This window comes from Pseudomonas sp. SYWMCR5, from assembly GCF_057197165.1.
In genome coordinates this window covers 431,442-457,921 of sequence record NZ_JBXUNH010000003.1, presented here as the reverse complement: position 1 = coordinate 457,921, position 26,480 = coordinate 431,442, and the positions used below count along the sequence as shown (strand labels likewise).

The 26,480-nt window shown below is 64.7% G+C and carries 25 protein-coding genes; 13 read left to right on the top strand and 12 right to left on the bottom strand.

Annotated features, from left to right (window positions below):
* The first annotated feature begins 13 nt into the window (after nt 1-13).
* The 8 genes from AC2CGW_RS12525 (at nt 14) to AC2CGW_RS12490 (ending at nt 8,408) form a co-directional block, all read left to right on the top strand.
* Nucleotides 14-808: a carbon-nitrogen hydrolase family protein gene (locus AC2CGW_RS12525; RefSeq protein WP_186667527.1), complete on the top strand. Its 795-nt coding sequence runs from the start codon at nt 14-16 to the stop codon at nt 806-808.
* 91 nt (nt 809-899) lie between these two features.
* Nucleotides 900-3,218, top strand: coding sequence for a pyrroloquinoline quinone biosynthesis protein PqqF (gene pqqF / locus AC2CGW_RS12520; protein ID WP_484574105.1), 2,319 nt, complete (start codon nt 900-902; stop codon nt 3,216-3,218).
* Nucleotides 3,219-3,400: 182 nt separating this feature from the next.
* The gene (pqqA, locus tag AC2CGW_RS12515) at nt 3,401-3,478 is read left to right on the top strand and encodes a pyrroloquinoline quinone precursor peptide PqqA (protein ID WP_081255326.1); all 78 of its coding nucleotides are present in this window, start codon (nt 3,401-3,403) and stop codon (nt 3,476-3,478) included.
* A gap of 72 nt (nt 3,479-3,550) precedes the next feature.
* The gene (pqqB, locus tag AC2CGW_RS12510; RefSeq protein ID WP_186667525.1) at nt 3,551-4,462 is read left to right on the top strand and encodes a pyrroloquinoline quinone biosynthesis protein PqqB; all 912 of its coding nucleotides are present in this window, start codon (nt 3,551-3,553) and stop codon (nt 4,460-4,462) included.
* Between the two features lie 9 nt (nt 4,463-4,471).
* On the top strand, nt 4,472-5,227 hold the full coding sequence (gene pqqC, locus AC2CGW_RS12505) for a pyrroloquinoline-quinone synthase PqqC (protein WP_186667524.1): 756 nt from the start codon (nt 4,472-4,474) through the stop codon (nt 5,225-5,227).
* Complete coding sequence (pqqD, locus tag AC2CGW_RS12500; protein ID WP_054892198.1) at nt 5,224-5,499, top strand: pyrroloquinoline quinone biosynthesis peptide chaperone PqqD; 276 nt, start codon at nt 5,224-5,226, stop codon at nt 5,497-5,499. Before pqqC ends, pqqD begins: the two co-directional genes overlap by 4 nt.
* Nucleotides 5,471-6,619 (top strand): pyrroloquinoline quinone biosynthesis protein PqqE, encoded by a 1,149-nt coding sequence (gene pqqE / locus AC2CGW_RS12495; RefSeq protein ID WP_186709379.1) that lies wholly within the window; start codon nt 5,471-5,473, stop codon nt 6,617-6,619. The genes pqqD and pqqE overlap by 29 nt, the downstream gene beginning before the upstream one ends.
* A complete protein-coding gene (locus AC2CGW_RS12490) occupies nt 6,600-8,408 on the top strand; it encodes a S9 family peptidase (RefSeq protein ID WP_484574104.1) in 1,809 nt (602 codons plus the stop codon). Before pqqE ends, AC2CGW_RS12490 begins: the two co-directional genes overlap by 20 nt.
* A 27-nt stretch (nt 8,409-8,435) precedes the next feature.
* Here the strand turns inward: AC2CGW_RS12490 and AC2CGW_RS12485 are convergent, their stop codons facing one another.
* A complete protein-coding gene (locus AC2CGW_RS12485; protein ID WP_003177654.1) occupies nt 8,436-8,594 on the bottom strand; it encodes a YqaE/Pmp3 family membrane protein in 159 nt (52 codons plus the stop codon).
* Between the two features lie 152 nt (nt 8,595-8,746).
* Nucleotides 8,747-10,024, bottom strand: coding sequence for an aminotransferase class III-fold pyridoxal phosphate-dependent enzyme (locus tag AC2CGW_RS12480; RefSeq protein ID WP_186667521.1), 1,278 nt, complete (start codon nt 10,022-10,024; stop codon nt 8,747-8,749).
* A 209-nt stretch (nt 10,025-10,233) separates the two neighbouring features.
* Between AC2CGW_RS12480 and AC2CGW_RS12475 the strand changes: the two genes are divergently transcribed.
* Nucleotides 10,234-11,160 carry a LysR family transcriptional regulator gene (locus AC2CGW_RS12475; RefSeq protein ID WP_186667520.1) on the top strand — a complete coding sequence of 309 codons (927 nt, stop codon included), beginning with the start codon at nt 10,234-10,236 and terminating at the stop codon, nt 11,158-11,160.
* A 264-nt stretch (nt 11,161-11,424) separates the two neighbouring features.
* Here AC2CGW_RS12475 and AC2CGW_RS12470 read toward each other — a convergent pair whose 3' ends face one another.
* From AC2CGW_RS12470 to bioB, 9 genes are all read right to left on the bottom strand, one after another.
* Nucleotides 11,425-13,194: an acyl-CoA dehydrogenase C-terminal domain-containing protein gene (locus AC2CGW_RS12470; protein ID WP_484574103.1), complete on the bottom strand. Its 1,770-nt coding sequence runs from the start codon at nt 13,192-13,194 to the stop codon at nt 11,425-11,427.
* Nucleotides 13,195-13,316: 122 nt separating this feature from the next.
* Nucleotides 13,317-14,600: a GGDEF domain-containing protein gene (locus AC2CGW_RS12465; RefSeq protein WP_186667518.1), complete on the bottom strand. Its 1,284-nt coding sequence runs from the start codon at nt 14,598-14,600 to the stop codon at nt 13,317-13,319.
* Nucleotides 14,601-14,805: 205 nt separating this feature from the next.
* Nucleotides 14,806-16,611 carry a phenylacyl-CoA dehydrogenase gene (locus tag AC2CGW_RS12460; RefSeq protein ID WP_186667517.1) on the bottom strand — a complete coding sequence of 602 codons (1,806 nt, stop codon included), beginning with the start codon at nt 16,609-16,611 and terminating at the stop codon, nt 14,806-14,808.
* 292 nt (nt 16,612-16,903) lie between these two features.
* The gene (locus AC2CGW_RS12455) at nt 16,904-17,200 is read right to left on the bottom strand and encodes a pyrroloquinoline quinone biosynthesis protein PqqE (RefSeq protein WP_288375771.1); all 297 of its coding nucleotides are present in this window, start codon (nt 17,198-17,200) and stop codon (nt 16,904-16,906) included.
* A gap of 142 nt (nt 17,201-17,342) precedes the next feature.
* Entirely contained in the window at nt 17,343-18,023 is a 681-nt protein-coding gene (bioD, locus tag AC2CGW_RS12450; RefSeq protein ID WP_426352370.1) for a dethiobiotin synthase, read from the bottom strand.
* 1 nt (nt 18,024) lies between these two features.
* Entirely contained in the window at nt 18,025-18,843 is an 819-nt protein-coding gene (gene bioC, locus AC2CGW_RS12445) for a malonyl-ACP O-methyltransferase BioC (protein ID WP_484574102.1), read from the bottom strand.
* Complete coding sequence (locus AC2CGW_RS12440) at nt 18,836-19,567, bottom strand: alpha/beta fold hydrolase (protein WP_186667513.1); 732 nt, start codon at nt 19,565-19,567, stop codon at nt 18,836-18,838. Before AC2CGW_RS12440 ends, bioC begins: the two co-directional genes overlap by 8 nt.
* A complete protein-coding gene (gene bioF / locus AC2CGW_RS12435; protein WP_484574101.1) occupies nt 19,560-20,732 on the bottom strand; it encodes an 8-amino-7-oxononanoate synthase in 1,173 nt (390 codons plus the stop codon). Before bioF ends, AC2CGW_RS12440 begins: the two co-directional genes overlap by 8 nt.
* A 2-nt stretch (nt 20,733-20,734) precedes the next feature.
* Entirely contained in the window at nt 20,735-21,793 is a 1,059-nt protein-coding gene (gene bioB / locus AC2CGW_RS12430) for a biotin synthase BioB (protein WP_186667511.1), read from the bottom strand.
* Nucleotides 21,794-21,882: 89 nt separating this feature from the next.
* On the opposite strand from bioB, the gene AC2CGW_RS12425 reads away from it, so the two are divergent.
* From AC2CGW_RS12425 to rarD, 4 genes are all read left to right on the top strand, one after another.
* Complete coding sequence (locus AC2CGW_RS12425) at nt 21,883-22,623, top strand: double zinc ribbon domain-containing protein (protein WP_186667510.1); 741 nt, start codon at nt 21,883-21,885, stop codon at nt 22,621-22,623.
* A gap of 51 nt (nt 22,624-22,674) precedes the next feature.
* Nucleotides 22,675-23,439: a TOBE domain-containing protein gene (locus AC2CGW_RS12420; RefSeq protein WP_186709392.1), complete on the top strand. Its 765-nt coding sequence runs from the start codon at nt 22,675-22,677 to the stop codon at nt 23,437-23,439.
* A gap of 273 nt (nt 23,440-23,712) precedes the next feature.
* Nucleotides 23,713-24,687 (top strand): serine/threonine protein kinase, encoded by a 975-nt coding sequence (locus AC2CGW_RS12415; RefSeq protein WP_186709394.1) that lies wholly within the window; start codon nt 23,713-23,715, stop codon nt 24,685-24,687.
* A 63-nt stretch (nt 24,688-24,750) separates the two neighbouring features.
* Nucleotides 24,751-25,638, top strand: a complete 888-nt coding sequence (rarD, locus tag AC2CGW_RS12410) for an EamA family transporter RarD (protein ID WP_186667507.1) — start codon at nt 24,751-24,753, stop codon at nt 25,636-25,638.
* A 216-nt stretch (nt 25,639-25,854) separates the two neighbouring features.
* Here rarD and AC2CGW_RS12405 read toward each other — a convergent pair whose 3' ends face one another.
* Nucleotides 25,855-26,373, bottom strand: coding sequence for a glycine cleavage system transcriptional repressor (locus AC2CGW_RS12405; protein WP_186667506.1), 519 nt, complete (start codon nt 26,371-26,373; stop codon nt 25,855-25,857).
* Nucleotides 26,374-26,480: the final 107 nt, after the last annotated feature.

Sequence of the window (26,480 nt, the reverse complement as noted above, 5' to 3'; positions counted from 1 at the left end):
CGAGGAGGCGCCCATGCGCATCGCCCTGTTCCAGGGCACGCCCAGGCCACTGGACGTGCCCGGCAATCTCGAACGCCTGCAGCAGCAGGCGCAACTGGCCGCAGCGCGTGGCGCCCAACTGCTGGTGTGCCCGGAGATGTACCTCAGCGGCTACAACATCGGCGCCGACGCGGTGCAGCGCCTGGCCGAACCCGAAGACGGACCGTCGGCCATGGCGGTGGTGGAGATTGCCCAGGCGCAGCGCATCGCCATCGTCTATGGCTACCCGGAGCGGGCCGAGGACGGCTCGATTCACAACAGCGTGCAACTGATCGACGCCCACGGCCGCAGCCTGTGCAACTACCGCAAGACCCACCTGTACGGCGAGCTGGACCGCTCGATGTTCAGCCCCGGTGCCAACCATTTTCCGGTGGTCGAGCTCGATGGCTGGAAGCTGGGGCTGCTGATCTGCTACGACATCGAGTTCCCCGAGAACGCCCGGCGCCTGGCACTCGAAGGCGCCGAGCTGATCCTGGTGCCGACCGCGAACATGACGCCCTACGACTTCGTCTGCCAGGTGACCGTGCGCTCGCGGGCGCAGGAGAACCAGTGCTATCTGGTATACGCCAACTACTGCGGGTCTGAAGGTGAAATCCAGTATTGCGGGCAGAGCAGCATCATCGGGCCGGACGGCAGCCTGCTGGCCATGGCCGGACGCGAGGAATGCCAGTTGCTGGCCGACCTTGAGCGTGAGCGGGTGGTGAAGGGGCGCGAGGCGTTTCCGTATCTTGCCGACCTGCGGCGGGATCTTCACCGCGCACAGGATTGACGCCGACGGGCAAGGAGCGGCTTCACTGGCGAAATGGGCACCGTGGCAGATGGCACCGGCCGGGCCAGCGCAAATGCGCTAGCATCCCTCCATGACCGACGCTATCAACACACTCACCCTGCCCAACGGCCTGCGCCTGACCCTGCGCCACGCCCCGCGCCTCAAGCGCGCCGCCGCAGCCTTGAGGGTACATGCCGGCAGCCATGACGCCCCGCCAAGGTGGCCGGGCATTGCGCATTTCCTCGAGCACCTGTTGTTCCTCGGCACAGCGCGCTTCCCGCTGGAAGATGGCCTGATGCGCCATGTCCAGGCGTTCGGCGGCCAGGTCAATGCCAGTACCCGCGAACGCACCACCGACTTCTTCTTCGAAGTGCCTCCGGCGGCCCTGGGGTCTGCGCTGGAGCGCCTGTGCCAGATGCTCGCCGAGCCGGACCTGAGCCTTGCACGCCAGCACCGCGAGCGTGAAGTGATCCATGCCGAGTTCATCGCCTGGTCACGCAATACCGAGGCGCAGCGCCAGTTCAGGCTGCTGCAATGCGTATCGCCACACCATCCCCTGAGCGGGTTCCACGCAGGCAACCGGTACAGCCTGGCGCTGCAGGACCCTGCTTTCCAGCGCGCGCTGGGCGACTTCCATGCTCGCTTCTATCGCGGTGGGCAGATCCATCTGAGCCTTTGCGGCCCGCAATCGCTGATGCAGCTCGAAGCCCTGGGCCGACAATTCGGTGGTCTGTTCAGCATGGGCGCAATGCAGGCGCAAACGCCTCCCGTCCCTCTGCTCGATACCCCCTTGATCGAGCCTGAAGCCTCCACCGGCTGTCTTGACCTGCTGTTCGCCCATGAGCACCTTCCTCCAGGCGCCGAGCAGGCCCTCGACCTGCTGCAGGCCTGCCTGAGCGACAGCCGCCCGGGTGGCTGGCTCGATGCCCTGCGTCAACGCGGCTGGCTACAGGAGGTTCACAGCGACTCGCTGTACGCCTTTGCCGGTCAATTGCTCTGGCACATTCGCCTGCAACTGCAACCTGACGCCCCGCCAGCCGAGGTCCGCGCACTGCTGCACGGCTGGCTCGGCGCGTTGCGCCGCTCGGACACGGCAGCGCTCAACAGCGAATTCGAGCGCCTGCAACACAGCCGCAAGCAAGCAGCCAGCGCACTCGAGCTCGCCCGCCGGGACAGTGCCGGGCGCCCGTTCGAAGCACTGGATGCCCAGGCGCTGGAAGCCTTCCAGGCATTACTCGATGATCTGCCGAACGGCGATCAGGGCCAATGGCAGCAACCGCGCGAGGAGCCTTTGCTGATGGCCGACCTCCCTGTTGGCGGCGCGGCGCTGCCGAAGGACCTGACCGTCAGCGAGATCCTGCCGATCGAGCGAGGCTTCGCAACGCTCTATCTACGCTGGCAGATCGCCTCGCCGCTGCGCGAGCGCTTTCATGCGGTGCTGTCACAGGCGTTGCAACCACTGCTCGAACGCGCCCGCCGCGCCTCGCTGCAGCTGGACTTCACCCTCGTTGGCGAGCACTGGCAACTGCGCTGTGCGGGCATGCCTGGCGCGGTGATCCGCACCCTCGAGCTGGCCCTGGAACACCTGCGCCATCCTCCACCACACTTGCTGCGCACACCTGCGCCCGTCGAACCGCCGCACATCCCGATCAGGGCACTGCTCAAGGTGCTGCCCGATCAGCTGCGCCCGGCAGCCGTAAAGCCACAACCAGCCTGCTTGCTGGATCTGGCGGTGCTTGAGCAGATCTGGGCCAGCGCCCCTCGACACGGGCTCGCCATCGGCTTCGATGGCGCGGCGCAAGCAGCACTCGGCGCGGTGCTGGCAGGTGCACCGGGGGTGCAGGGAACGCCCCCGCCGGCCTCTCTGTTGTTACCGAACCGGCGCTGGGTGCAGCACTCCACGGGCGGCAGTGAGCATGCATTGCTGCTGTTCTGCCCGCTTCCTGCCCACGATGAAGGCGCAGGTCGGGTACTGGCGCAAGCGCTGCAAGGCCCGGTCTACCAACGCCTGCGGGTCGAACTGCAACTGGGCTATGCCGTGTTCAGCGCCTTTCGTCTGATAGAAGGCCAGGGCGGCCTGCTGTTCGGCGTGCAATCGCCACAGACCACGCCCGGCCAGATTCTCGAGCACCTGCTGAGCTTGCTGGCCGACGGCGTCACGTTCGATCCCACGGCCCGGCAGGCCCTGGCCGCGCAGTTCGAGGAGCCGGCGATGGCCAATGGCGAAGTCGCCGAATGGGCCTGGCAGACATATCTGGCTACAGAGCCGACAGACCTTGCCCGGCTGCGCAGGTCTATTCTCAGGACAGACCAGCCAATACTGGACCATTTGCTGAAACGCCTTCTGGACGCCGACCACGGCTGGCTGTGCCTGGCCACCAGCGCTGCGCCGGATGCGCGCTTCGAGTAAATACCCCCTGTCCGAGGCGAGGATTGTTACCTGTACTGCAAGGGCGCTTTTCGAAGAATTAACCTTTCGGTACAAATTTTTCTTGTAAGATAGCGCAATCTCAGCCAATGGAACCTCCTGACTCAGGCGGCACCAAAGTAGATAGCTGACATCCACCCACACCATCCGGAAGGAGTTCGACCATGACCACCTGGACCAAACCCGCTTACACCGACCTGCGCATCGGCTTCGAAGTCACCATGTACTTCGCCAGCCGCTAAGCAGCGCTGCAGTGCAACGCCTCGGCCCGCCGGGGCGTTTTCGTTTCATGGACCCGCGGCAAGAGAGTAGCCATGTTCATCCAGATTCTCGGTTCCGCCGCCGGTGGCGGTTTCCCGCAGTGGAACTGCAACTGCGTCAACTGCAAGGGCTTTCGCGATGGCAGCCTGCGCGCGACGGCACGCACCCAGTCGTCCATTGCCCTGTCCGACGACGGTGAGCACTGGATCCTGTGCAATGCCTCGCCCGATATCCGCGCCCAGCTCCAGGCCTTTGCGCCGATGCAGCCGGCACGCGCCCTGCGCGACACCGGCATCGACGCGATCGTCCTGCTCGACAGCCAGATAGACCACACCACCGGCCTGCTCAGCCTGCGCGAAGGCTGCCCGCACCAGGTCTGGTGCACCGACATGGTCCACCAGGACCTGAGCACCGGCTTCCCGCTGTTCACCATGCTCAGTCACTGGAACGGTGGCCTGCAGTGGAACCGCATCGAGCTGCAAGGCAGCTTCGTCATCCCCGCCTGCCCGAACCTGCGATTCACCCCCTTCCCCCTGCGCAGCGCAGCGCCGCCCTACTCGCCGCACCGTTTCGACCCGCACCCGGGCGACAACCTTGGCCTGCTGGTCGAGGACCTGCGTACTGGCGGCAAGCTGTTCTACGCACCGGGGCTGGGTCAGGTCGACGACAAGCTGCTGCAGATGATGCATGGCGCCGACTGCCTGCTGGTCGACGGCACCCTGTGGGAAGACGATGAAATGCAGCGCCGCGGCGTCGGCACCCGCACCGGCCGCGAGATGGGTCACCTGGCCCAGAACGGCCCCGGTGGCATGCTGGAGGTGCTCGACGCCTTCCCACGCCAGCGCAAGGTGCTTATCCACATCAACAACACCAACCCGATCCTCGACGAAGACTCTCCGGAGCGCGCCGAAGTCCAGCGCCGTGGCGTGGAAGTCGCCTACGATGGCATGAGCATCGAGTTGTAAGGAGGCCTGATGAGCGACGCACTGCCGATGTCCCCTGCCGAGTTCGAGCAGGCCCTGCGCGCCAAGGGCGCCTACTACCACATCCATCACCCCTACCATGTGGCGATGTACCAGGGCCGCGCCACCCGCGAGCAGATCCAGGGCTGGGTGGCCAACCGCTTCTACTACCAAGTGAACATCCCCATGAAGGATGCCGCGATCCTGGCCAATTGCCCGGACCGCGAAGTACGCCGCGAGTGGATCCAGCGCCTGCTCGACCACGACGGCGCCCCGGGCGAGGACGGCGGCATCGAGGCCTGGCTGCGCCTCGGCCAGGCGGTGGGCCTGGACCCGGACCAACTGCGCTCGCAGGAACTGGTGCTGCCCGGCGTGCGCTTCGCCGTCGACGCCTATGTCAACTTCGCCCGCCGCGCCTCCTGGCAAGAAGCGGCCAGCAGCTCGCTGACCGAGCTGTTCGCCCCGCAGATCCACCAGTCGCGCCTGGACAGCTGGCCGCAGCACTACCCCTGGATCGACCCGGCCGGCTACGAGTACTTCCGAACCCGCCTGGGCCAAGCCCGACGCGATGTCGAACACGGCCTGGCGATCACCCTGCAGCACTACACCACGCGCGAAGGGCAGGAGCGTATGCTGGAAATCCTGCAGTTCAAGCTGGATATCCTCTGGAGCATGCTCGATGCCATGAGCATGGCCTATGAACTGAACCGCCCGCCCTATCACAGCGTCACAAGCGAACGGGTCTGGCACAAGGGGATCGCACTATGAGTCTCGACCGCACACTGGTGCCGAACTGGCGCACCGGCTACCGCTTCCAGTACGAACCCGCGCAGAAGGGTCACGTGCTGCTGTACCCCGAAGGCATGATCAAGCTCAACGACAGTGCCGGCCTGATCGGTGGACTGGTCGACGGCCAACGCGATGTCGCGGCGATCATCGCCGAGCTCGAACAGCAATTCCCCGGTATCCCGGAAGTGGCCGAGGATATCGAGCAGTTCATGGAGGTGGCCCGTGCCGAACACTGGATCACCCTCGCCTGAGGTTCCGGTCGGCCTGCCGTTGTGGCTGCTGGCCGAGCTGACCTACCGCTGCCCGCTGCAGTGCCCGTACTGCTCCAACCCGCTGGACTTCGCCGCCCAGGGCAAGGAGCTGAGTACCGAGCAGTGGTTCCAGGTGATGGCCCAGGCCCGTGAAATGGGCGCGGCGCAGATCGGTTTTTCCGGCGGCGAGCCACTGGTGCGCCAGGACCTCACCGACCTGATCGGCGAGGCCCGGCGCCTGGGTTACTACACCAACCTGATCACCTCCGGGATCGGCCTCACCGAGCAGAAGATCGCGGCCTTCAAGCAGGCCGGCCTGGACCATATCCAGATCAGCTTCCAGGCCAGCGACGAACAGGTGAACAACCTGCTGGCCGGTTCGAAGAAAGCCTTCGCACAGAAGCTGGAAATGGCGCGCGCAGTGAAGGCCCACGGTTATCCGATGGTGCTGAACTTCGTCACCCACCGGCACAACATCGACCGCATCGACCGCATCATCGAGCTGTGCATCGCTCTCGAAGCCGACTTCGTCGAACTTGCCACCTGCCAGTTCTATGGCTGGGCGCACCTCAATCGCCTGGGCTTGCTGCCGACCCGCGAGCAGCTCGAGCGTGCCGAGCGCATTACCAACCAGTACCGCGATCGTCTGAAAGCCGACGGCAACCCGTGCAAGCTGATCTTCGTCACGCCCGACTACTACGAAGAACGCCCCAAGGCCTGCATGAACGGCTGGGGCAGCCTGTTCCTGACCATCACCCCCGACGGCACCGCCCTGCCCTGTCATGGCGCGCGCCAGTTGCCGGTGCAGTTTCCCAACGTGCGCGACCATGACCTGCGGCATATCTGGTACGACTCGTTCGGCTTCAATCGCTTTCGCGGTTATGACTGGATGCCCGAACCCTGCCGTTCGTGCGACGAGAAGGAAAAGGATTTTGGCGGCTGCCGCTGCCAGGCCTTCATGCTCACCGGCGATGCCAGCAAGGCCGACCCGGTGTGCGCCAAGTCGCCGGATCACGGCATCATTCTCAAGGCCCGCGAGGAGGCGCAGACCGCCCAGATGAACATCGAACAGATGACCTTCCGCAACGAGCGCAACTCCCGTGTCATCGCCCGCGGCTGAGTTCAGCGCCACCCAGGCAGTGGCCGCCGGCACCGACTTCGCCGAACTCAAGGTCGGCGACCAGGGGCTGTTCTGGAACGAATTCCGCCCCGCCGATGGCGCCTGCCGTATCTGGCACTGGCGCCAGCAGCAGGCCCATTGCCTGACACCGGATGGTTTCAGCGCGCGCAGCCGAGTCTATGAATACGGCGGCGGCAGCTTTTGCCTGAGCCCGGATGCCGTGCTCTTCGTCAACGAGAAAGACCAGCAGGTCTATCGCCAGGCGCTGGACGGCTCGCAGCCACAGGGGCTGACCGCAGCACCTGACTGTCGCTATGGCGACCTGCAGTGGCATGACGGCCAGGTACTGGCGGTCGAAGAGCATCATGCCGAGCGCGTCGAGCATCGGCTGGTGGCGCTGGCCGCCGGAACGCGCCAGGTACTGGCCGAGGGCGCCGACTTCTACGCCTCGCCCACCTTGAGCGCCGATGGCCAACGCCTGGCATGGATCGAATGGGATCGCCCGGCACAGCCCTGGACGGTCACCCGCCTGATGCTCCGCGAACGACAAGGCGATGGGCTCTGGGGGGCGGCACAATGTGTGGCCGGCCAGGACGAGTCGCTGCAGCAACCACGCTTCGACGCTGACGGCAGGCTGTACTGCCTGTCCGATCGCAACGGTTTCTGGCAGCCCTGGGGCGAGGTCGGCGGTCGTTGGCAGGCGCTGCCCGCCGAGGCCGCCGACCACGCTGCCGCGCCCTGGCAGCTGGGCGCCTGCACCTGGCTACCCTTGGGGCCGCAGCGCTACCTCGCCACTCGTTTCGAAAACGGCTTCGGGACCTTGGCGATACACGACGAAGGCAAGCCTATGCAGGCCTTCGCCAAGGACTACACCCGGTTTCGCAGCCTGGCGATGGATGCGCAATACCTCTACGCCATCGCGGCCTCCCCTACACGCCCGCCTGCAATCCTCGCCATCGAACGCGACGGCCAGCGCAGCCGGGTCCTGGCGGGAGGCAGCCAGGTGCTGCCGGACACGCGCATCAGTTGCCCGCGACCCATCAGCTACCCCAGTGGCGGGGCCCTGGCCCATGGTTTCTTCTACCCGGCCATGGACAGCCAGCACAAACCCCCGCTGGTGGTGTTCATCCACGGAGGCCCGACCTCGGCCTGCTATCCGGTACTCGACGCACGCATCCAGTACTGGACCCAGCGCGGTTTCGCCGTCGCCGACCTCAACTACCGGGGCAGCAGCGGCTATGGCCGTGCCTATCGCCAGGCATTGCACCTGCGCTGGGGCGAGATCGACGTGCAGGACGCCTGCGCCGCCGTTGCATTTCTCGCCGGGCAAGGTTTGATCGACCCGGACAAGGCGTTCATTCGCGGCGGCAGTGCCGGCGGCTACACCACGCTATGCGCCTTGGCCTTCCACGACGTATTCCGCGCGGGCGCCAGCCTTTATGGCGTCAGCGACCCCATCGCGTTGGGCAAGGCCACCCACAAGTTCGAAGGCGATTACCTGGAGTGGCTGATCGGCGACCCGCAGCAAGATGCCGAGCGCTACCGGCAGCGCACGCCGCTACTGCATGCTGAGCGGATCAAGGCGCCGGTGATCTTCTTCCAGGGCGAACTGGATGCCGTGGTAGTGCCGGAGCAGACCCGCAGCATGCTGGAAGCACTGAAAGCCAATGGCATCAAGGCCGTGGGGCATTTCTATGCCGAAGAGCGTCATGGTTTTCGCAAGGCACAGAACCTTGCCCATGCGCTGGAGGAGGAATGGCGATTCTATTGCCAGGTGCTGGAGCGCTGAGGGGGCCGCGCACGGCCCCACCATGGCCTAGCGTTTGGCGATGATGTAAACCGCATGCACGATCCCTGGAATGTAGCCCAGCAGAGTCAGCAGGATGTTCAACCAGAACGCGCCGCCGAAGCCAACCTGCAGGAACACGCCCAAAGGCGGCAGAAGAATAGCGATGATGATACGAATGAAGTCCATGTGATGCTCTCCTGGAGGGTTCTCAACACAGACTAGTGCGCTTCGTCAGAGGTTCCACACTGATATCACGCTCAAAAAAAACGCCCCGGGCCAAATACAGCTGGCCAAGGGCGATGCGCAGGAACGCGAGACGGTTCTTTGAAATTCGGTGGTCAGGCCGTCGCTTCGCGGCGAACCTGTTGGCGGGAATGCACACGGGCGAAGGCGCGGGACAGCCGCAGCAGCATCTCGTCGATATTGCCCCGGCTCACGGTCAGCGCTGGCGAGAAGCGCACCACATCCGCTTGCGCGGCATTGAGCAGCAGGCCTTCTTGCAGTGCTGCCTCGACCAGTTCCTGAGCCAGCGCTTCACGCAGCTGCAACGCCCATAACAGCCCCTGGCCCCGCACCTCGCCCTGCCCGTAGCGCCCCGCCAGACGGCTGAGACCCTCGCGCAGGTGTCGGCCGCTGTCCTGCACCTGCTCGAGAAAACCCGGCGCCAGCACGGTATCCAGCACAGCCAGGCCCGCCGCGCTCATCAGGGCGTTGCCGTGGTGGCTACCCTCGAGCTCGCCCGGCGCGGCGCAGCAGGCCGTACCGCGGGCCAGCAGGGCCGCCAGCGGCACCCCACCGCCCAGGCCCTTGCCCAAGGTGAGGATGTCGGCCCGCACGCCGTAGGTCTGTTCGGCCAGCAGCGCGCCACAACGGCCGATACCGGTCTGCACTTCGTCGAGAATCAACAGGATGCCCAGCTCGCGGCAAAGCTTTTCGACACCCTGCAGGTATTCACGTGTTGCCGGAATCACGCCGGCCTCGCCCTGGATCGGCTCGAGCATGATCGCCACGGTGCGCGAGTCGACCTCGGCATGCAGGGCGGCCAGGTCGTTGAACGGCACCTTGCTGAAACCGGGCAATCCCGGTTCGCAGCGGTTGCACGGCAGCGGGTCGGACGCCGACAGCGCGCCAAGGCTGCGGCCATGGCAGGCCTGGCTGGCCGTGATGATGTGATAGGCACCGCCGCGATGCAGCTGGCCCCATTTGCGCGCAAGCTTGATTGCGCCCTCGCAAGCCTCGGCGCCACTGTTGAGCAGGTACGCCTGGTCGCTGCCGGTGCTTTGGCACAAGCGCCCGGCCAACGCCAGCAGCGCCGAGCTGTGAAAGCCCGCGCCCGGATTGATCAGGGCCTGGGCCTGGCTGCCGAGGGCCCTGGCCAGCACTTCAGGGCTGTGCCCGAGGCTGTTGACCGCGCAGCCCTGGGTGAAGTCCAGGTACGCATGCCCTTGGTCGTCCCACAACCACGAACCCTGGCCACGCACGAACACCTGAGGTGCGCGCTTGCGGCCAGGCATCAGCCACTCGCGGGACAGTTGCGAGGGCGCCGCCTCCTGCGTCGTGCTCTGCACGGGCTCGACAACGACCGCAGCCGAACGACGCAGCTTGAACAGGTTCATGATGACTCCAGGGCAATCACGGGGACGGCAAGGCGCCCCGGTCTTCGCCTGAGGTCGGATATTTTGCCTTGCCTATCAAAAGTGTTTCTCATCCGGGGTAACAATGAACCGGGCTAATCGTTTCAGCCCTCCGGAATACGGCGATAGACTAGGCGTACCGGCGCTTCGCGGCCATTTCGTTTTTCCAGCTTTTTCGATAAGTATTTCTTATGGATTTTCGTCAACTGCGTTATTTCGTCGCGGTCTATGAAGAAGGCCATGTGGGCCGGGCTGCCGAGCGCCTGTCACTGTCGCAACCGGCACTGTCGCAACAGATCCGCCAGCTTGAGCACAGCCTTGACCTGAACCTGTTCGAACGCAGCAACAAGCGCTTGCTGCCAACCCTCGCCGCGCACACCCTCTACAACCATGCGCTGCCCCTGCTCGACGGGCTGCAGCGCGCCCAGGAAGCCATGCAGGGGTTCAAGGGCCAGTCCTTGCGCACCCTGGCCATCGGCGTGCTGCAGACCGTACGCCCGAGCCTGGTGCCGCGGCTGCTGGAGAAACTGCGCAAGGCCCAGCCACACCTGATCGTGCAGATCTACGAGTTGTCGGGGCTGGAAATCGAGCGGCGGCTGCTCAACGGCAGCCTGGATATCGGTATCAGCTACCTGCCGCCACGTCAGCCAGGGCTGCATGGGCTGTTGTTGTACGAAGATGAACTGCAGCTTGTCATCCCCAATACGCATCCACTGAAAGACTTCAAGAAGGTCTCGATCAGACAAGCCGCCGAATTACCGCTGCTGATGCTGGGGGAGGAATTCCAGATCCGGCAGATCTGGAAAGCGCAACTGGCCAATCTCGGGCGCAGGCCACAGGTGCAGGCAGAGATGAACAACATGGGCGGGATTCTCGACAGCCTGGCCAATACCGCCCTGGCGACCATCCTTCCGGGGCGTGCCAAGGAAGCGGCCGAAGACGATCAGGCACTGCTGTGGAAACCCCTGAGCGAGCCACGGGTTCCGCTCAAGGTGGGCCTGGTATTTCGCGATGCCCAACGCCAGCAGGCGTCGGTGGAATTGCTGCGCACCCTGCTGGAGGAGGAGAGCGATGCTCGCCAGGTGGGCGTCCCGGCGCTGGACGGCCGCAACGGGTAAAAACGCCAGAAAAAGAAAACCCCGCCGAGGCGGGGTTCTCCAGACTGTTTCCCTGACATCCTTATCGTCCCACCATCCTGGCGGGAAATCCTACGTGTCCCTGTTCTGTCCTTTGCGCTTCCTGCGCTCCGTCCATGTAAGAAAGATTAACCGTGGATCCAATCTTAGGAAAGAGGAGAAAAGTCGCCACGTGATGTAGGAAAAAGCTTACAAAGCCGGGGTTTTCAGAACGTCCTGTTCGCACGCGTAAACCCCGGCCCTCGATCAGAATTGCGCGGCATCCAGCAAGTACAACGACTCGCTGCCCGCCTTCACCGAAGCCACCAACGAATCCAGCCTTGGCAGCAGGCGGGCGAAGTAGAAGCGCGCCGTCCCAAGCTTCGCGCCATAGAAGGCCTCGTCGCCCTCACCTACCTGCGCAGCACGGGCCATCAGTGCCCACATGTAGCCATAGGCCACGTAGCCGAACGCATGCAGGTACTCGACCGAGGCGGCACCAATTTCGTTGGGGTTGCCTTTGGCCCGCTCCAGCACCCATTCGGTCAAGCCGTCGAGCTGATCCAGCGCAGTACCCAGCGGCTGGCTGAACTCGACGTCGGTGGTGCGGATGAACTCGCGGATCTCGTCCGCGAACAGACGGTAGTAAGCGCCACCGCTGGCCACCACCTTGCGCCCCATCAGGTCCAGGGACTGGATGCCGTTGGTGCCTTCGTAGATCTGCGTGATGCGCACATCGCGCACCAACTGCTCCTGGCCCCATTCGCGGATGTAGCCGTGTCCACCGAACACCTGCTGGCCATGTACGGTGCATTCCAGGCCGAGGTCGGTGAGGAAGGCCTTGGCCACCGGCGTCAGCAAGGCCACCAGTTCCTCGCTGCGTTTGCGGGTGGCGGCGTCTTCGCTGAACTTGGCGCTGTCCAGTTGCATCGCGACATAGGTGGAAAACGCCCGACCGCCTTCGGTCAGCGCTTTCATGGTAAGCAGCATGCGACGCACGTCGGGGTGGACGATGATCGGGTCGGCGACCTTGTCCTTGGCTTGCGGGCCCGTCGGCGCACGGCTCTGCAAGCGGTCGCGGGCGTATTCGACGGCGTTCTGGTAGGAGCGCTCGGCCGACGCCAGGCCCTGGATACCGACACCCAGGCGCTCGTAGTTCATCATGGTGAACATCGCCGCCAGGCCTTTGTTCGGCTCACCGACGATATAGCCGACCGCCTCGTCGAAGTTCATCACACAGGTGGCCGAAGCCTGGATGCCCATCTTGTGTTCGATCGAGCCACAGGTGGCCGGGTTGCGCGCACCCAGGCTGCCGTCGTCGTTGACCAGGAACTTGGGCACCAGGAACAGCGAGATGCCTTTCGGACCGGCCGGCGCATCCGGCAGCTTGGCCAGCACCAGGTGGATGATGTTTTCGGTCAGGTCGTGCTCACCACCGGTGATGAAGATCTTGGTGCCGCTGACCTTGTAGCTGCCGTCAGCCTGCGGCTCGGCCTTGGTGCGGATGATGCCCAGGTCGGTGCCGGCATGGGGCTCGGTCAGGCACATGGAGCCGGCCCAGACGCCGGCGTACATGTTCGGCAGATACTTTTCCTTCAACGCTTCGCTGGCGTGGGCGTTGATCGACAGGCAGGCACCTGCGGTGAGCATCGGATACAGCCCGAACGACAGGCTCGAGGCGTTGACCATTTCCTCGACCTGGGCCGAGATGGCCTTGGGCATGCCCATGCCACCAAACAGCGGATCCCCGCCGACACCGACCCAGCCGCCTTCGGCGTAGGTCTGGTAAGCCTCGATGAACCCGGCCGGGGTGCGGACCGCGCCGTTGTCCCAGTGACAGCCTTCTTCATCAGCGGCGCGGCTCAGCGGCGCGATGCTCTTGCTGGTGACCTTGCCGGCCTCCTCCAGCACGGCCAGGGCGGTCTCGGCATCGACGACGTCCGCCAGGCCCGGCAGTTGAGCCCAGAGTTCGGAAACCTTGAAGACTTCATTGAGTACGAAGCGCATATCGCGCAGGGGCGCTTTATAGTCGGCCATGACAACCTCTCGTTAGCAGAGTCGGGGCGGCCACCAGGGGCCGCGCACTGGGTTGAGGCCAGTGTAACCGAACAACTTTTACGAGACATAGGGTCATCAATCGACCATATAGTCCGATATGGTCACGCCGTGCGAACCGCCCCGCGCCGCGCGGTCTGCCCCGACAGCATCACACAGTTGCGCCCTGCAGCCTTGGCGCTGTAGAGCGCCTGGTCGGCGGACTTGAGCACCTCTTCCGGATTGCGGTGCTCCGGCAGGCGCTCGGCGACGCCGATACTGATGGTCACCGACACCGTGTTGCCTGCCGACCCTGCCCGTCGCTGGCGCCCGGTGGAATCATCCTGCGGGCGGTTATTCTGGTCGCGCAACTGGATGGCATAGTTGGCGATCATCTCGCGCACCGCCTCCAGGTGCGGCAGGCATTCTTCGGCAGTCTGGCCGGCGAACACCAGGGCGAACTCCTCACCGCCATAGCGATAGGCACGCCCACCCCCGGTCACCTTGGACAGTCGACTGGCGACCAGGCGCAGCACCTGGTCGCCAACGTCGTGGCCATGGGTGTCGTTGAATTTCTTGAAGTGATCCACGTCGGTCATGGCGATCACATAGTTGCGGCCCAGGCGCTGCATGCGTTCGTTCAGCGCGCGGCGGCCAGGAAGCCCGGTCAGCTCATCGCGAAACGCCATCTGGTAGGCCTCGTGGGAGACCGCTGCGGCGATCATCAGCATCACCTGGCTGCACATGATGTTCAGGGTGAAGGGCAGGATGAACGTCTGCGGCAGCATCCAGAAGATCCCCACCAGGCCGGTGATCTGCGCGGCGTGCAATGGCCGGGGCTCGCGCAGGTACTGCACCACCAGCAGGATGAACACGCCCAGGAACAACGGGTAGGCCAACTGGATCAGGCTCATCCACTGCCCATGCAGCGACGGCCAGCGGATCTCTGCCAGCCACGTCAGCAGCGCCTGTGGGTAACTCTGCTCCAGCGCCAGGGTCACGCTGCCAACCGCGAACAGCACGGCGAAGCGAGCAAGCATGTCCTGGGCCAGGTGGGTGCGCTCCTGCCAGGCGCCGAACAGGCCGAACAGCGCGGGCAGCAACAGGCACACCAGGTGAAACACGACTGCAGCGTCTTCGCGGACCTGGCCGTGATCGCGGTAGTAATCGGTCTGGGTATCGAGCAGGAAGTAGGCGATGTACACCGTAACCATCAGGAACAGTTCGCGCTGGCGGCGATACACCGCACAGTAGGCACCGCCGAGCAGCAGCACCAGGGTAGGCAGCACGTTGAACAGGGACGTGAAGAACACGCTCAGGTCCCTGACGTAGGCCGCCGCAAGCCCCGACAGCAACAGCAGAATCGAAGGCAGGAAGTGGCTGGCGCGAACAGCGGATAGACGAAACAAGGGTAATCTCCGACCCGGCAGATCAATAATGGCATTGTGCCCTTACTTCATCGGCAGCGCACATGAATAGATGAATACAACAGAAGGGTTTAACGGCAGGCGGGTGTCGAGTCTTGAGGTTTTCTCGTTACCGGATGCAACGAGGGCGGGCAAAAAAAAAACGCCTGCCGATAATGGCAGGCGTTTTTCCGTACAGCGTCAGGCGTCAGATCGACAGACCGAAGTCTTCTTCTTTCATCGCCATCAGGTTGTTGGCACCCGACAGGATGGCCGCCACATGCGTGCGGGTGCGCGGCAGGATGCGCTGGAAGTAGAAGCGTGCGGTCTGCAGCTTGGCAGTGTAGAACGCCTCTTCAGCAGTACCGGCCGCCAGCTTCTCGGCCGCCAGGCGGGCGATGTCGGCCCAGAAGTACGCCAGGCACGCGTAACCGGAGTACATCAGGTAGTCCACGGACGCGGCACCGACTTCCTCGCGGTCTTTCATGGCGGCCATGCCGATCTTCATGGTCAGCTCGCCCCATTCCTTGTTCAGCGCAGCCAGCGGCTCGACGAACTCCTTGGTGGCTTCGTTACCTTCCTGGCCCTGGCAGAACTTGTGGACGATCTTGGTGAAGCCCTTGAGCGCCTCGCCCTGGGTCATCAGCACCTTGCGGCCGAGCAGGTCGAGGGCCTGGATGCCGGTGGTGCCTTCGTACAGCATCGAGATACGGCTGTCGCGCACGTTCTGCTCCATGCCCCATTCGGCGATGAAACCGTGGCCACCGTAGATCTGCACGCCATGGTTGGCGGCCTCGAAACCGACTTCGGTCATGAACGCCTTGGCGATCGGGGTCAGGAAGGCCAGCAGTGCATCGGCCTTCTTGCGCTCTTCCTCGTCCTGGCTGTACTTGACGATGTCCACCTGTTTGGCGGTGAAGTAGACCATTGCGCGGTTGCCTTCGGCGAAGGCTTTCATGGTCAGCAGCATGCGGCGCACGTCCGGGTGGACGATGATCGGGTCAGCGGCCTTTTCCGGTGCTTTCGGGCCGGTCAGGGAACGCATCTGCAGACGGTCGCGGGCATACTTCAGGCCACCCTGGAAGGCCACTTCGGCGTGAGCCAGGCCTTGCAGTGCAGTGCCCAGGCGAGCGGTGTTCATGAAGGTGAACATGCAGTTCAGGCCTTTGTTGGCCGGGCCGATCAGGTAACCGGTGGCCGCGTCGAAGTTCATCACGCAGGTGGCGTTACCGTGGATGCCCATCTTGTGCTCGAGCGAGCCGCAGCTCACGCCGTTGCGCTCGCCTACACCGCCTTCGGCGTTCGGCAGGAACTTGGGCACGATGAACAGCGAAATGCCCTTGGTGCCGGCCGGAGCATCGGGCAGGCGCGCCAGCACGATGTGGACGATGTTGTCGGCCATGTCGTGCTCGCCGGCCGAGATGAAGATCTTGGTGCCGGATACCTTGTAGCTGCCATCGGCCTGCGGCTCGGCCTTGGTGCGCAGCATGCCCAGGTCGGTGCCGCAGTGCGGCTCGGTCAGGCACATGGTGCCGGTCCATTCGCCGGACACCAGCTTGGTCAGGTAGGTTTCCTGTTGCTCGGGGGTGCCGTGCTCGGAGATGGTGTTCATCGCGCCGTGCGACAGGCCTGGGTACATGCCCCAGGACCAGTTCGACTCGCCGACCATCTCGCTCAGGGTCAGGCCCAGCGACTCTGGCAGGCCCTGGCCGCCGTGCTCGACGTCATGGGCCAGGCTCGGCCAGCCACCTTCGACGAACTGCTTGTAGGCTTCCTTGAAGCCGGTCGGAGTCTTCACGCCCGACTCGCTCCAGGTGCAGCCTTCCAGGTCGCCGACACGGTTCAGCGGGGCCAGCACCTGCTCACAGAACTTGGCACCTTCCTCGAGGATCGCATCGACCATGTCCGGCGTAGCATCCTGGCAACCCGGCAGGCTCTGATAGTGCGCTTCATAGCCGAGCAGCTCGTCACGGACGAAGCGAATATCACGCAAGGGGGCTTTGTATTCAGGCATGGCGATGAACCTCTGGGCTGAGTTCGTTGGGGAGACCGCGGGTACCAACCAGCTCTTGGCGGCTTTCGGTCAAACAGTTGTTTGAAACTTACGTTTAGCTCAGGGGAATGTCAAGAAGGGACGATGGTGCCAATTCGGTCGCGAACGATGGCATTTATGCCAGCGCTTGATTCATCGGCCCAAAGCGCCTGTGGGAGCGGGTTTACCCGCGAATCAACCAGGCCACGCAATGGTGTCTGGTTTGTTCGCGGGTAAACCCGCTCCCACAGGTGCTTGGCCGACGGTTATGCAGTCAGGCGTAGGTGTCGATGAACCGACCGAGCATTTCGTCGGAGGCCTTGGCGACTTTCACGCCCAGTTCGACTTCATGCTTGCCCAGGGCGAGCTGCACAGTGCTGGTGGCCAGGTCTTGCTGCTGGCTGCGGTCTACACCACGCAGGCGCTCGGCCTGATAGCTGGTGGACTGGCTGGTGCCTGCGCGCTCGACGCCATTGCTGGCGATCTGGCTGGCGGCCTGGTCGACACGGTTCTGCCCGTTCTGGATGGCGCCGAGGCCTGCGTAGAAAGCAGAGCTGCCGGTGATTTCCATATCAGGACTCCACAAGACTGGGTGAAGGAGGAGGCCTCAATTAAAACAGCCCGGAAAGGAAATTACCCGTTTAAATCCTTAATAGCCCAGTGCCAGCTAATAGAATCAGGGCATTTTTCGTAACCGGATGTTCACCGAGCGATCAGTCAAGCAGGTCCAGATCCAGATGCTCGGCCACCGCCTCGGCTGCGGCAGGTTTCAGCCACGGCACCCGCCCCAGGCATGGCGCCGGCAGACGCTCGGCGAGGCTCGCCAGGTTCTCTTCGAGCCGCGAAGTCCGGGGGTCGACGATATTGGCCACCCACCCCGCCAGTTGCAGACCATCGCGGGCGATGGCCTCGGCACTGAGCAGCGCATGGTTGATGCAACCCAGGCGCACCCCCACCACCAGGATCACCGGCAGCTTCAAGGCAATCGCCAGGTCGGACAGGTTGGCATGATCGGACAAGGGCACCCGCCAGCCACCCGCACCCTCGATCAGGGTGAAGTCGGCGCCGTGCGCCAGTACTTGCTGCATGGCGTCACGCAGCGTCGGCACGCTCAGTGCCACACCGGCTTCGCGTGCAGCCACATGCGGGGCGATGGCCGGTTCGAAAGCGAAGGGATTGACCTGCTCATAAGGCAGCTTGATCGAGCTTTCGTCGATCAGCGCCAGCGCATCACTGTTGCGCAGCCCCTTGGGGCTGACCGTGCATCCGGACGCCACAGGCTTGGCAGCCAGTGTGCTGCGCCCAAGGTTACGTGCTGCACGCAGCAGCCCGGCGGCGATGGTGGTCTTGCCGACATCGGTGTCGGTACCGGCGATGAAATAGGCCTGGCTCATGTCACTCCTCTTCGCCTCTGCGCAATACCCCATAGACCACCTGGTAGGTGGCTGGCAGGCCTTGGTCATCACGGAATCGCTCGTAGGCCTGGAGCAGGCCCTGCATGCGCGCACGCCCGGTCAGGCCCGAGGGGCGGCCGGGGTTCAGGTTGTGCGCACCAAGGGCCTTGAGTTCGTGGGTCAGGCTGCGTACGTCCGGGTAGTGCAGTACATGGGGCAGGCGCTCCAGCCCAAGCAGGGTCAGGCCACTGTCGGCGCACAGGCGCTGGTAATCCTCGAAGCGCCGGAACCGATTGACATGCACCATCCCATCCACCGCCTGCCAACTGGCACGCAACTCCTCCAGCGTGCCGACACACAGGCTGCTGAACGCCAGCACCCCACCCGGTCGCAACACGCGCCGGGCTTCGGCCAGCACGCTGGCGAACTGGTCGCACCACTGCACCGCCAGGCTGGAGAACACCAAGTCGAAAGCATCATCGCGCAGCGGCAGACGCTCGGCATCGCCCGCCACGTGATGATGCGCCCCGCCCTGCTCGCGAGCATGGCCCAACATGCCTTCGGCGATATCCACCGCCACACCGTGGGCAGCCTCGAAGCGTGCGGCCAGGGCCCGGCTGAAATGGCCAGTACCGCTGCCCAGGTCGAGCCAGCGGGTCGGCGTCATCGACGTCGGCAAGCGCGCGAGCAAAGCGTCACCCACCGCGCGCTGCAGGGCTGCGACGCTGTCATAGCTGGCCGCCGCGCGGGAGAACGAGGCCGCCACCTGGCGCTTGTCCGGCAGGGCACCGGGCAGGATCGGACGGGAAAGATCAGTCATCACCACTCTCATGCAAGAAACTCTTGATACCCGCCGCCAGCTCCTGTGGGTACTCCTGCAGGAACGCGTGGGAACTGTCTTCGACCAGGCCGACTTCGACATCCGGCAGCAGCTCGCTGAGCGCCTTGGCCGCATCCGCCGGCACCAGGGCATCGCTGCCGGCGAACAGGTGCAGTTGTGGGCCGCCGTACTGTTCGAGCGCCTGGCGGGTGTCCAGCCTGGCCAGCACTTGCAGGCCGGTGGCCAGGTACAAGGGGTCGGTGTCCGGCACGCCCACGCCAAGCTGGCGCAGCAAGGTGCGGGGTTGCTGCGCGCCCTCGCTGCACAGCGTACGGAATCGCTTGAGGGTGACCTGGGGGTGGCTGCGACAACCATCGAGGAAGGTGCCGAAGGTGTCCTCGGCCATGCCGTGGGGCCAGTCGGGCCGGGCCACGAAACTGGGGTTGCTGGCCAACGTCAGCAAGCCGCAGCAGTGGTCGCCGCGCTTGTGCGCCAGGGCGCTGGCCAGCATGCCGCCCAGCGACCAGCCGCCCAGCCAGACATCCGTCGGCAGCTTGCGGTCGAGGTGATCGACCCAGGCCTGGACGTCATCGTCGGCCAGTTCCGGTAACGGCGCCAGTTCGATCTGCAGGCGTGGATCCTGTGCCCGCAGGCTGGCAGCCAGGGGTTCCAGTGAAGCAGTGCCCAGCCCCCAGCCGGGCAGGAGGATCAGTCGGTTACGCATCGGCGGACTCCAGCTGTGCATGACACTCGGCCAATGCATTCAACAATAGCTGGACCTGCGCTTCGCTGTGCGCGGCGCTCAAGGTTACCCGCAGGCGTGCACCGCCGGCCGGTACGGTTGGCGGGCGGATCGCGGTGACCAGCAAGCCCCGCGCGCGCAGCATCTTCGACAGCGTCAGTGCCCGCGCCGCATCGCCAACCAGGATCGGCTGGATCGCGGTCGGGCTGTCCATCAATGCCAGGCCGATCTGCTGCGCGCCCTGGCGGAACTGGCGGATCAACGCGCCAAGGTGCTCGCGCCGCCAGCGTTCGTCACGCAGCAGTTGCAGGCTTTTCAGCGTTGCGCAGGCCAGTGCCGGCGGCTGACTGGTGGTGTAGATGTAGGGACGGGCGAACTGCACCAGCGCCTCGATCAGGTCATCGCTGCCCGCGACGAACGCGCCGGCAGTACCGCAGGCCTTGCCGAGCGTGCCGATCAGCACCGGCACCTGGTCGATGCCCAACCCGAAGTGCTCGACGATACCGCCACCATTGGCGCCCAACGTGCCGAAACCATGGGCGTCGTCAACCATCAGCCAGGCGCCGTGCGGACGCGCCACTGCAGCCAGGGCGGGCAGGTCGGCAAGATCGCCGTCCATGCTGAACACGCCGTCGGTGACCACCAACGTGTCACCGGTCGCTTTATCCAGGCGGCTCGCCAGGCTGGCCGGATCGTTGTGCAGGTAGCGACTGAAACGGGCGCCGCTGAGCAGTCCGCCGTCGAGCAGGGAGGCATGGTTGAGGCGGTCCTGCAGCACCGTATCGCCCTGCCCCACCAACGCCGTGATAGCACCCATATTGGCCATGTAGCCGGTGGTGAACAACAACGCACGCGGACGCCCGGTCAACTCGGCGATGGCCTCTTCGACCTCGTGGTGCGGCGTACTGTGGCCGACCACCAGGTGCGAGGCACCGCCACCGACGCCCCAGCGCTCGGCACCGTCACGCCAGGCAGCGATCACCTCGGGGTGGCTGGCCAGCCCGAGGTAGTCGTTGCTGCAGAACGCCAACAGGCGTTGCCCATCGACCACCACTTCCGGGCCTTGCGGGCTCTGCAGCAGGGGGCGCTGCCGATACAGGTCCGCGGCGCGCCGTTCGGCCAGGCGTGCCGCCAGATCGAAGGCCATGCTCAGACCGATGCGGCGTTGTAGAACATCTCGCTGCTGCGCTGCTCGACCAGCGCCTGCTCGATGGCCGCCTGGTGCACTTCGTCGGCATGCTCTTCGCGCTCTTCAGGCTTGATCCCGAGGCGGGCGAACAGTTGCATGTCCTTGTCGGCCTGCGGATTGGCGGTGGTCAGCAGTTTCTCGCCGTAGAAGATCGAGTTGGCACCGGCCATGAAAGCCAGGGCCTGCATCTGCTCGTTCATCTGCTCACGGCCCGCGGACAGGCGTACGTGCGACTTGGGCATAAGGATGCGGGCTACCGCCAGCATGCGGATGAAGTCGAACGGGTCGACATCTTCGGCGTTGGCCAGCGGCGTACCGGCCACCTTCACCAGCATGTTGATCGGCACCGACTCCGGGTGCTCGGGCAGGTTGGCGAGCTGGATCAGCAGGCCTGCGCGGTCGTCCAGCGACTCGCCCATGCCGAGGATGCCGCCGGAGCAGATCTTCATCCCGGCGTCGCGCACATAGGCGAGGGTCTGCAGGCGCTCGCTGTAGGTGCGGGTGGTGATGATGCTGGTGTAGAAGTCCGGCGAGGTGTCGAGGTTGTGGTTGTAGTAGTCCAGACCCGCCTGGGCGAGTGCCAGGGTCTGGTCCTGATCGAGCTTGCCGAGGGTCATGCAGGTTTCCAGGCCCAGGGCCTTGACCCCTTTGACCATCTCCAGCACGTAGGGCATATCCTTGGCGGAGGGGTGCTTCCAGGCGGCGCCCATGCAGAAGCGGGTCGAGCCGATGGCCTTGGCCCGGGCAGCCTCTTCCAGCACTTTCTGCACTTCCATCAGCTTCTGTTTTTCCAGCCCGGTGTTGTAGTGGCCGGACTGCGGACAATATTTGCAATCTTCCGGGCAGGCGCCGGTCTTGATCGACAGCAGGGTCGAGACTTGCACGCGGTTTGGGTCGAAGTGCGCGCGGTGCACGGTCTGCGCCTGGAACAACAGGTCGTTGAACGGCTGCTGGAACAGCGCCCTGACCTCGGCCAGGGACCAGTCGTGACGTGTTGTTGCATTTGTGCTGGCGCTCATCGGCGTTTCCTTATCTAGGCTCTGACAGGCGCCGGGACAGGAAAGCCCGCCAGCGCTTCACGGATAGCTCGCATAGTCAGGGAAGGCCCATGCACTGTCAACCAAACATAAAATCACTGGTTTACAAGTGGATAAATATTAAACAGTTCTGCTTGCTCTGCGACGAACCTGCGCAACAGGCGTATCCCCTGTGCCCGGCCTGCGAGCATGAGCTGCCCTGGCTCGACGAACATTGCACGCGCTGCGCGCTTCCACTGGCGATGCGGGCGATGACCTGTGGCCAGTGCAGCCGCAGGCCACCGCCTTTCGAGCAGGTGATCGCGCCGTGGCACTACGGGTATCCGTTGGATACTGCAATCAGCCGCTTCAAGCACCGCAGCCAGTGGCCGCTGGGGCGGTTGCTGGCGGATCTGCTGGCGCAGGCCCTGCAGCATCGCTATGACGAAGGCCTGACAAAACCCGACCAGCTGTTGCCCGTGCCACTGGCTGCACGTCGACTGCGACAACGCGGCTTCAACCAGGCCGCCATGCTTGCCCGCTGGCTGTCGAGCCAGTTGCACATCCCCTGCGACGAGCGCGTGCTACTGCGCCCACGCGACACTGCGGCGCAGCAGACCCTCGACGCCAAGGCGCGCTGGCGTAACCTGCGCCAGGCCTTCGCCATCGCACCGCACGCCGCGCTCGACGGATGCCATGTGGCCCTGGTCGACGACGTGCTGACCACCGGTGCCACTGCCCGAGCGCTGGCGAGCCTGCTGCGCAAGGCCGGGGCGCGCCGGGTCGATGTGTATTGCCTGGCACGCACGCCCAGGCCCGGCAGGGTTGACTAGACTCGGTCTCGAAGGCACTTTCGCCGCATCACACCGCCGGTAACCTGCCCCATGTCCCTGCCCGCCCTGCTTGCCCAGCACATCTTCCGTCGCCCGCAGCGCATCGCCTTGTTGCAGCACATCGCTGAACAAGGCTCGATCACCCGCGCCGCCAAGGCGGCCGGGATCAGTTACAAGAGCGCCTGGGATGCCATCGACGAGCTCAACAACCTCGCCGCCCAGCCGTTGGTCGAGCGCAGTGCCGGCGGGCGTGGCGGTGGCGGCGCCAAGCTGTCGACGGAGGGCGAGCGGGTCTTGCGCCTGTATCAGCGTCTCCAGGCGTTGCAAAGCGAAATCCTAGAATCCACCGAAGAACACAGCGACCTCGACCTGCTCGGCCGCCTGATGCTGCGCACCAGCGCTCGCAATCAATTGCGCGGGCAGATCAGCGGGCTGCGCCGCGAGGGGCGTTACGACCGGGTCAGCCTGGCACTGGGCGGCGGCCTGGAAATCGATGCGCTGATCACCCGGGACAGTACCGAACGGCTGGAGCTGACACTGGGAAGCACGGTGGTGGCCCTGCTCAAGGCCGGCTGGGTGAACGTGCTGGCTGACGCTGATCAGCCAGACGCCGAGAGCAATTGCCTGCACGCCCAGGTCGACGAAGTGCTGGCCGATGAAGGCGGCGGCAGTGAAATGCGGCTGGCGCTGGAGAACGGGCAGACGCTGTGCGCCTTTGCCGAACCGCAATGGCTGCAGCAGCAGGCAATCGTGGTCGGCAGCAGGGTGCGGGCGCAGTTTCATCCGTCGTTCGTGCTGCTGGGGGTGCCGGTGTAACGCGCAATGCGTTGGAGCGGGCTCGCACCGCGGTCACCCGAAGCGGCTACCTGGCATGCGACGTGATGGGCCTGAAGCATTGTAGTGGCTGGTTTACGGCCGCTTCGCGCCCGATCGCGGGACGAGCCTGCTCCCACAGGATGGACTGCCCCCAAGAAGTTGGACACAAATCCAACCCTTGGGGGCAGTCCAGGAATGCTGGGAGCCTTGGCACCTGAAGCAACCATGGAATGCGTTACCATGCCACGCATGCATTCCCCTGCCGGAGCTCCCATGTCCCACCCCTTCGATACCCTCACCCCCGACCTGGTCCTGGACGCCGTCGAAAGCCTGGGCTTTCTCAGCGATGCCCGGGTGCTGGCGCTCAACAGCTATGAGAACCGCGTCTATCAGGTGGGCATCGAAGGTGAACAACCGCTGATCGCCAAGTTCTACCGCCCCGGGCGCTGGAGCGATGCGGCCATCCTCGAGGAACACCGCTTCAGCTTCGAACTGGCCGAGCACGAGGTTCCGGTTGTCGCCCCGCTTCAGCATGACGGTCGCAGCCTGTTCGAGCACCAGGGCTTTCGCTTCACCCTGTTCCCCCGCCGCGGCGGCCATGCGCCCGAACCCGGCAACCTCGACCAGTTGTATCGCCTCGGGCAATTGCTCGGACGTCTGCATGCCGTCGGCGCCACGCGCCCATTCGAGCATCGCGAGACGCTGGCTGTAGACAACTTCGGCCATGCCTCGCTCAAGACCCTGCTCGACGGCGATTTCGTCCCGCGCGAGCTGCTGCCGGCGTTCGAGTCGGTGGCCCGCGACCTGCTCAAGCGGGTCGAGGATATCTACCAACGCACGCCCTTCGAGGCGATCCGCCTGCATGGCGACTGTCACGCCGGCAACCTGATGCACCGCGACGACATCTATCACGTCGTCGACCTCGACGACTGCCGCATGGGGCCAGCGGTGCAAGACCTGTGGATGATGCTGGCCGGCAGCCGCGAAGAACGGTTGGCCCAGTTGGCCGAACTGGTCGACGGGTACGACGAGTTCCACGATTTCGACCCGCGCCAACTGGCGCTGATCGAGCCGCTGCGCGCCTTGCGCCAGTTGCATCACAGCGCCTGGCTGGCACGACGCTGGGACGACCCGGCGTTCCCGCGCAGCTTCCCCTGGTTCGGCCAGCCGCGCTACTGGGGCGACCAGATTCTGGCCCTGCGCGAGCAGATGGCCGCACTGGATGAAGCGCCGCTGAAATTGTTCTAGTTGCAAGGCGTCACCTGTCTACAATAGGCGCCGCGATATCAGCTGCCAAAGCAAGGAATCTGCATGCACGCCGCAAACCCGCAGCGCGGGTACATCCTGGGCCTCAGCGCCTACATCATCTGGGGCCTGTTCCCCCTCTACTTCAAAGCTATCCAGAGCGTCCCGGCGGTAGAGATCATCGTCCACCGGGTACTGTGGTCGGCGCTGTTCGGTTCGCTCCTGCTGCTGGTGTGGAAACACCCGGGCTGGTGGCGGGAGCTGCGCGACAACCCGCGGCGCCTGGCGATCCTGGCCCTGAGCGGCGCGCTGATCGCAGGCAACTGGCTGACCTACGTGTGGGCCGTGAACAACGGTCGCATGCTCGAGGCCAGCCTGGGTTACTACATCAACCCGCTGGTCAACGTGCTGCTGGGCATGCTCCTGTTGGGCGAACGCCTGCGCCGCCTGCAATGGCTGGCGGTCGGGCTGGCGGCGGCGGGGGTGGCGCAACAGGTGTGGCAGGTCGGTGGCCTGCCCTGGGTGTCGCTGGGGCTGGCGCTGTCGTTCGGTTTCTACGGCCTGATTCGCAAGCAGGCGCCGGTGGCGGCGCTGCCGGGGCTGGTGGTGGAGACCTGGATGCTGGTGCCATTGGCACTGGGCTGGCTGCTGCTGCACCCGCAGGCCAACAGCGCCAACCTCGCGTTCTTCAGCAGCAGCGAAGCGCTGTGGTTGATGGCTGCGGGCCCGGTCACGCTGGTGCCGCTGGTGTGCTTCAACGCCGCCGCGCGCCACCTGCCCTACACCACCCTGGGCTTCCTGCAATACCTGGCGCCGACCCTGGTGCTGCTGCAGGCGGTGCTGCTGTTCGGCGAGCACCTGTCCTCGAGCACGCTGATCGCGTTCATGTTCATCTGGGCGGGCCTGGCGATCTACAGCGTCGATGCCTGGCTGAGCCTGCGCAAACGCGCCTGATCAAAAAACGATCAAGCCTCTGCAGGCCACGGAAAGCGTGGCCTGCAGCAAGGTCTCCAGAGGTTATCCACACCCTGATCCCCGTGCTTTGTGCACAACCCCCTGAAATATGGACATTTTTTGCTCAATCCGGTGCAGCCCGCGATTGGTCGGGGCTGGCGGGGAGTACCCTCAGGTTATCCACAGGGGCTTCCCCGTTAAACCGGGGATAACCTGCTATTCCTCCGGCCTGAGCTTCAACTCCACCATCAGGTCATCGGCGAGGCTTTCCAGCTTCTGCTGCAGGTCATCCAGCGACAAGGTCAGCGGCAAGGCCAGCAAGGCATCGGCGTGGAACAGCGGCTCGCTGCTCATCGGTGCCGGACGCACCTCGGTGGTAAAGCGCTCCAGATTGACCCCCTGATCCGCCAGCAGCCGGGTAATATCGCGAACGATCCCCGGGCGATCATTGCCCACCAGCTCCATCGCGATCGGCTTCCAGGTGCAGGACGGCTCGATGCCGCTCTCGGCAATCAGCACGCGAATGCCATGATCGCCCAGCTTCTGCAGCGACTCGACCAACTCGTCGTAGTTTTCCGCCGGCACCGCAACCCGCAGGATCCCGGCGAACTGCCCGGCCATGCGCGACATGCGGCTTTCCAGCCAGTTGCCGTTGTGATCGGCGATGCACTGGGCGATGCGTTCGACCTGTCCGGCCTTGTCAGGGGCGATCACGGTGAGTACAAGATGATCCACGGGCCACTCCTCTACCTGCGCGTACAAGGGCATCGAATCAGTATAGGCAAGGCGCGGCAACCTGCCGCAGGGCGGACCACGCAACAAATCGTGTACCGTTTAGAGAT

Coding starts and splice junctions, on each gene's coding strand:
- AC2CGW_RS12525 (WP_186667527.1), top strand. CDS start 14: ATGCGCATCGCCCTGTTCCAGGGCACGCCCAGGCCACTGGACGTGCCC.
- pqqF (WP_484574105.1), top strand. CDS start 900: ATGACCGACGCTATCAACACACTCACCCTGCCCAACGGCCTGCGCCTG.
- pqqA (WP_081255326.1), top strand. CDS start 3,401: ATGACCACCTGGACCAAACCCGCTTACACCGACCTGCGCATCGGCTTC.
- pqqB (WP_186667525.1), top strand. CDS start 3,551: ATGTTCATCCAGATTCTCGGTTCCGCCGCCGGTGGCGGTTTCCCGCAG.
- pqqC (WP_186667524.1), top strand. CDS start 4,472: ATGAGCGACGCACTGCCGATGTCCCCTGCCGAGTTCGAGCAGGCCCTG.
- pqqD (WP_054892198.1), top strand. CDS start 5,224: ATGAGTCTCGACCGCACACTGGTGCCGAACTGGCGCACCGGCTACCGC.
- AC2CGW_RS12485 (WP_003177654.1), bottom strand. CDS start 8,594: ATGGACTTCATTCGTATCATCATCGCTATTCTTCTGCCGCCTTTGGGC.
- AC2CGW_RS12480 (WP_186667521.1), bottom strand. CDS start 10,024: ATGAACCTGTTCAAGCTGCGTCGTTCGGCTGCGGTCGTTGTCGAGCCC.
- AC2CGW_RS12475 (WP_186667520.1), top strand. CDS start 10,234: ATGGATTTTCGTCAACTGCGTTATTTCGTCGCGGTCTATGAAGAAGGC.
- AC2CGW_RS12470 (WP_484574103.1), bottom strand. CDS start 13,194: ATGGCCGACTATAAAGCGCCCCTGCGCGATATGCGCTTCGTACTCAAT.
- AC2CGW_RS12460 (WP_186667517.1), bottom strand. CDS start 16,611: ATGCCTGAATACAAAGCCCCCTTGCGTGATATTCGCTTCGTCCGTGAC.
- AC2CGW_RS12455 (WP_288375771.1), bottom strand. CDS start 17,200: ATGGAAATCACCGGCAGCTCTGCTTTCTACGCAGGCCTCGGCGCCATC.
- bioD (WP_426352370.1), bottom strand. CDS start 18,023: ATGAGCCAGGCCTATTTCATCGCCGGTACCGACACCGATGTCGGCAAG.
- bioC (WP_484574102.1), bottom strand. CDS start 18,843: ATGACTGATCTTTCCCGTCCGATCCTGCCCGGTGCCCTGCCGGACAAG.
- AC2CGW_RS12440 (WP_186667513.1), bottom strand. CDS start 19,567: ATGCGTAACCGACTGATCCTCCTGCCCGGCTGGGGGCTGGGCACTGCT.
- bioF (WP_484574101.1), bottom strand. CDS start 20,732: ATGGCCTTCGATCTGGCGGCACGCCTGGCCGAACGGCGCGCCGCGGAC.
- bioB (WP_186667511.1), bottom strand. CDS start 21,793: ATGAGCGCCAGCACAAATGCAACAACACGTCACGACTGGTCCCTGGCC.
- AC2CGW_RS12425 (WP_186667510.1), top strand. CDS start 21,883: ATGCACTGTCAACCAAACATAAAATCACTGGTTTACAAGTGGATAAAT.
- AC2CGW_RS12420 (WP_186709392.1), top strand. CDS start 22,675: ATGTCCCTGCCCGCCCTGCTTGCCCAGCACATCTTCCGTCGCCCGCAG.
- AC2CGW_RS12415 (WP_186709394.1), top strand. CDS start 23,713: ATGTCCCACCCCTTCGATACCCTCACCCCCGACCTGGTCCTGGACGCC.
- rarD (WP_186667507.1), top strand. CDS start 24,751: ATGCACGCCGCAAACCCGCAGCGCGGGTACATCCTGGGCCTCAGCGCC.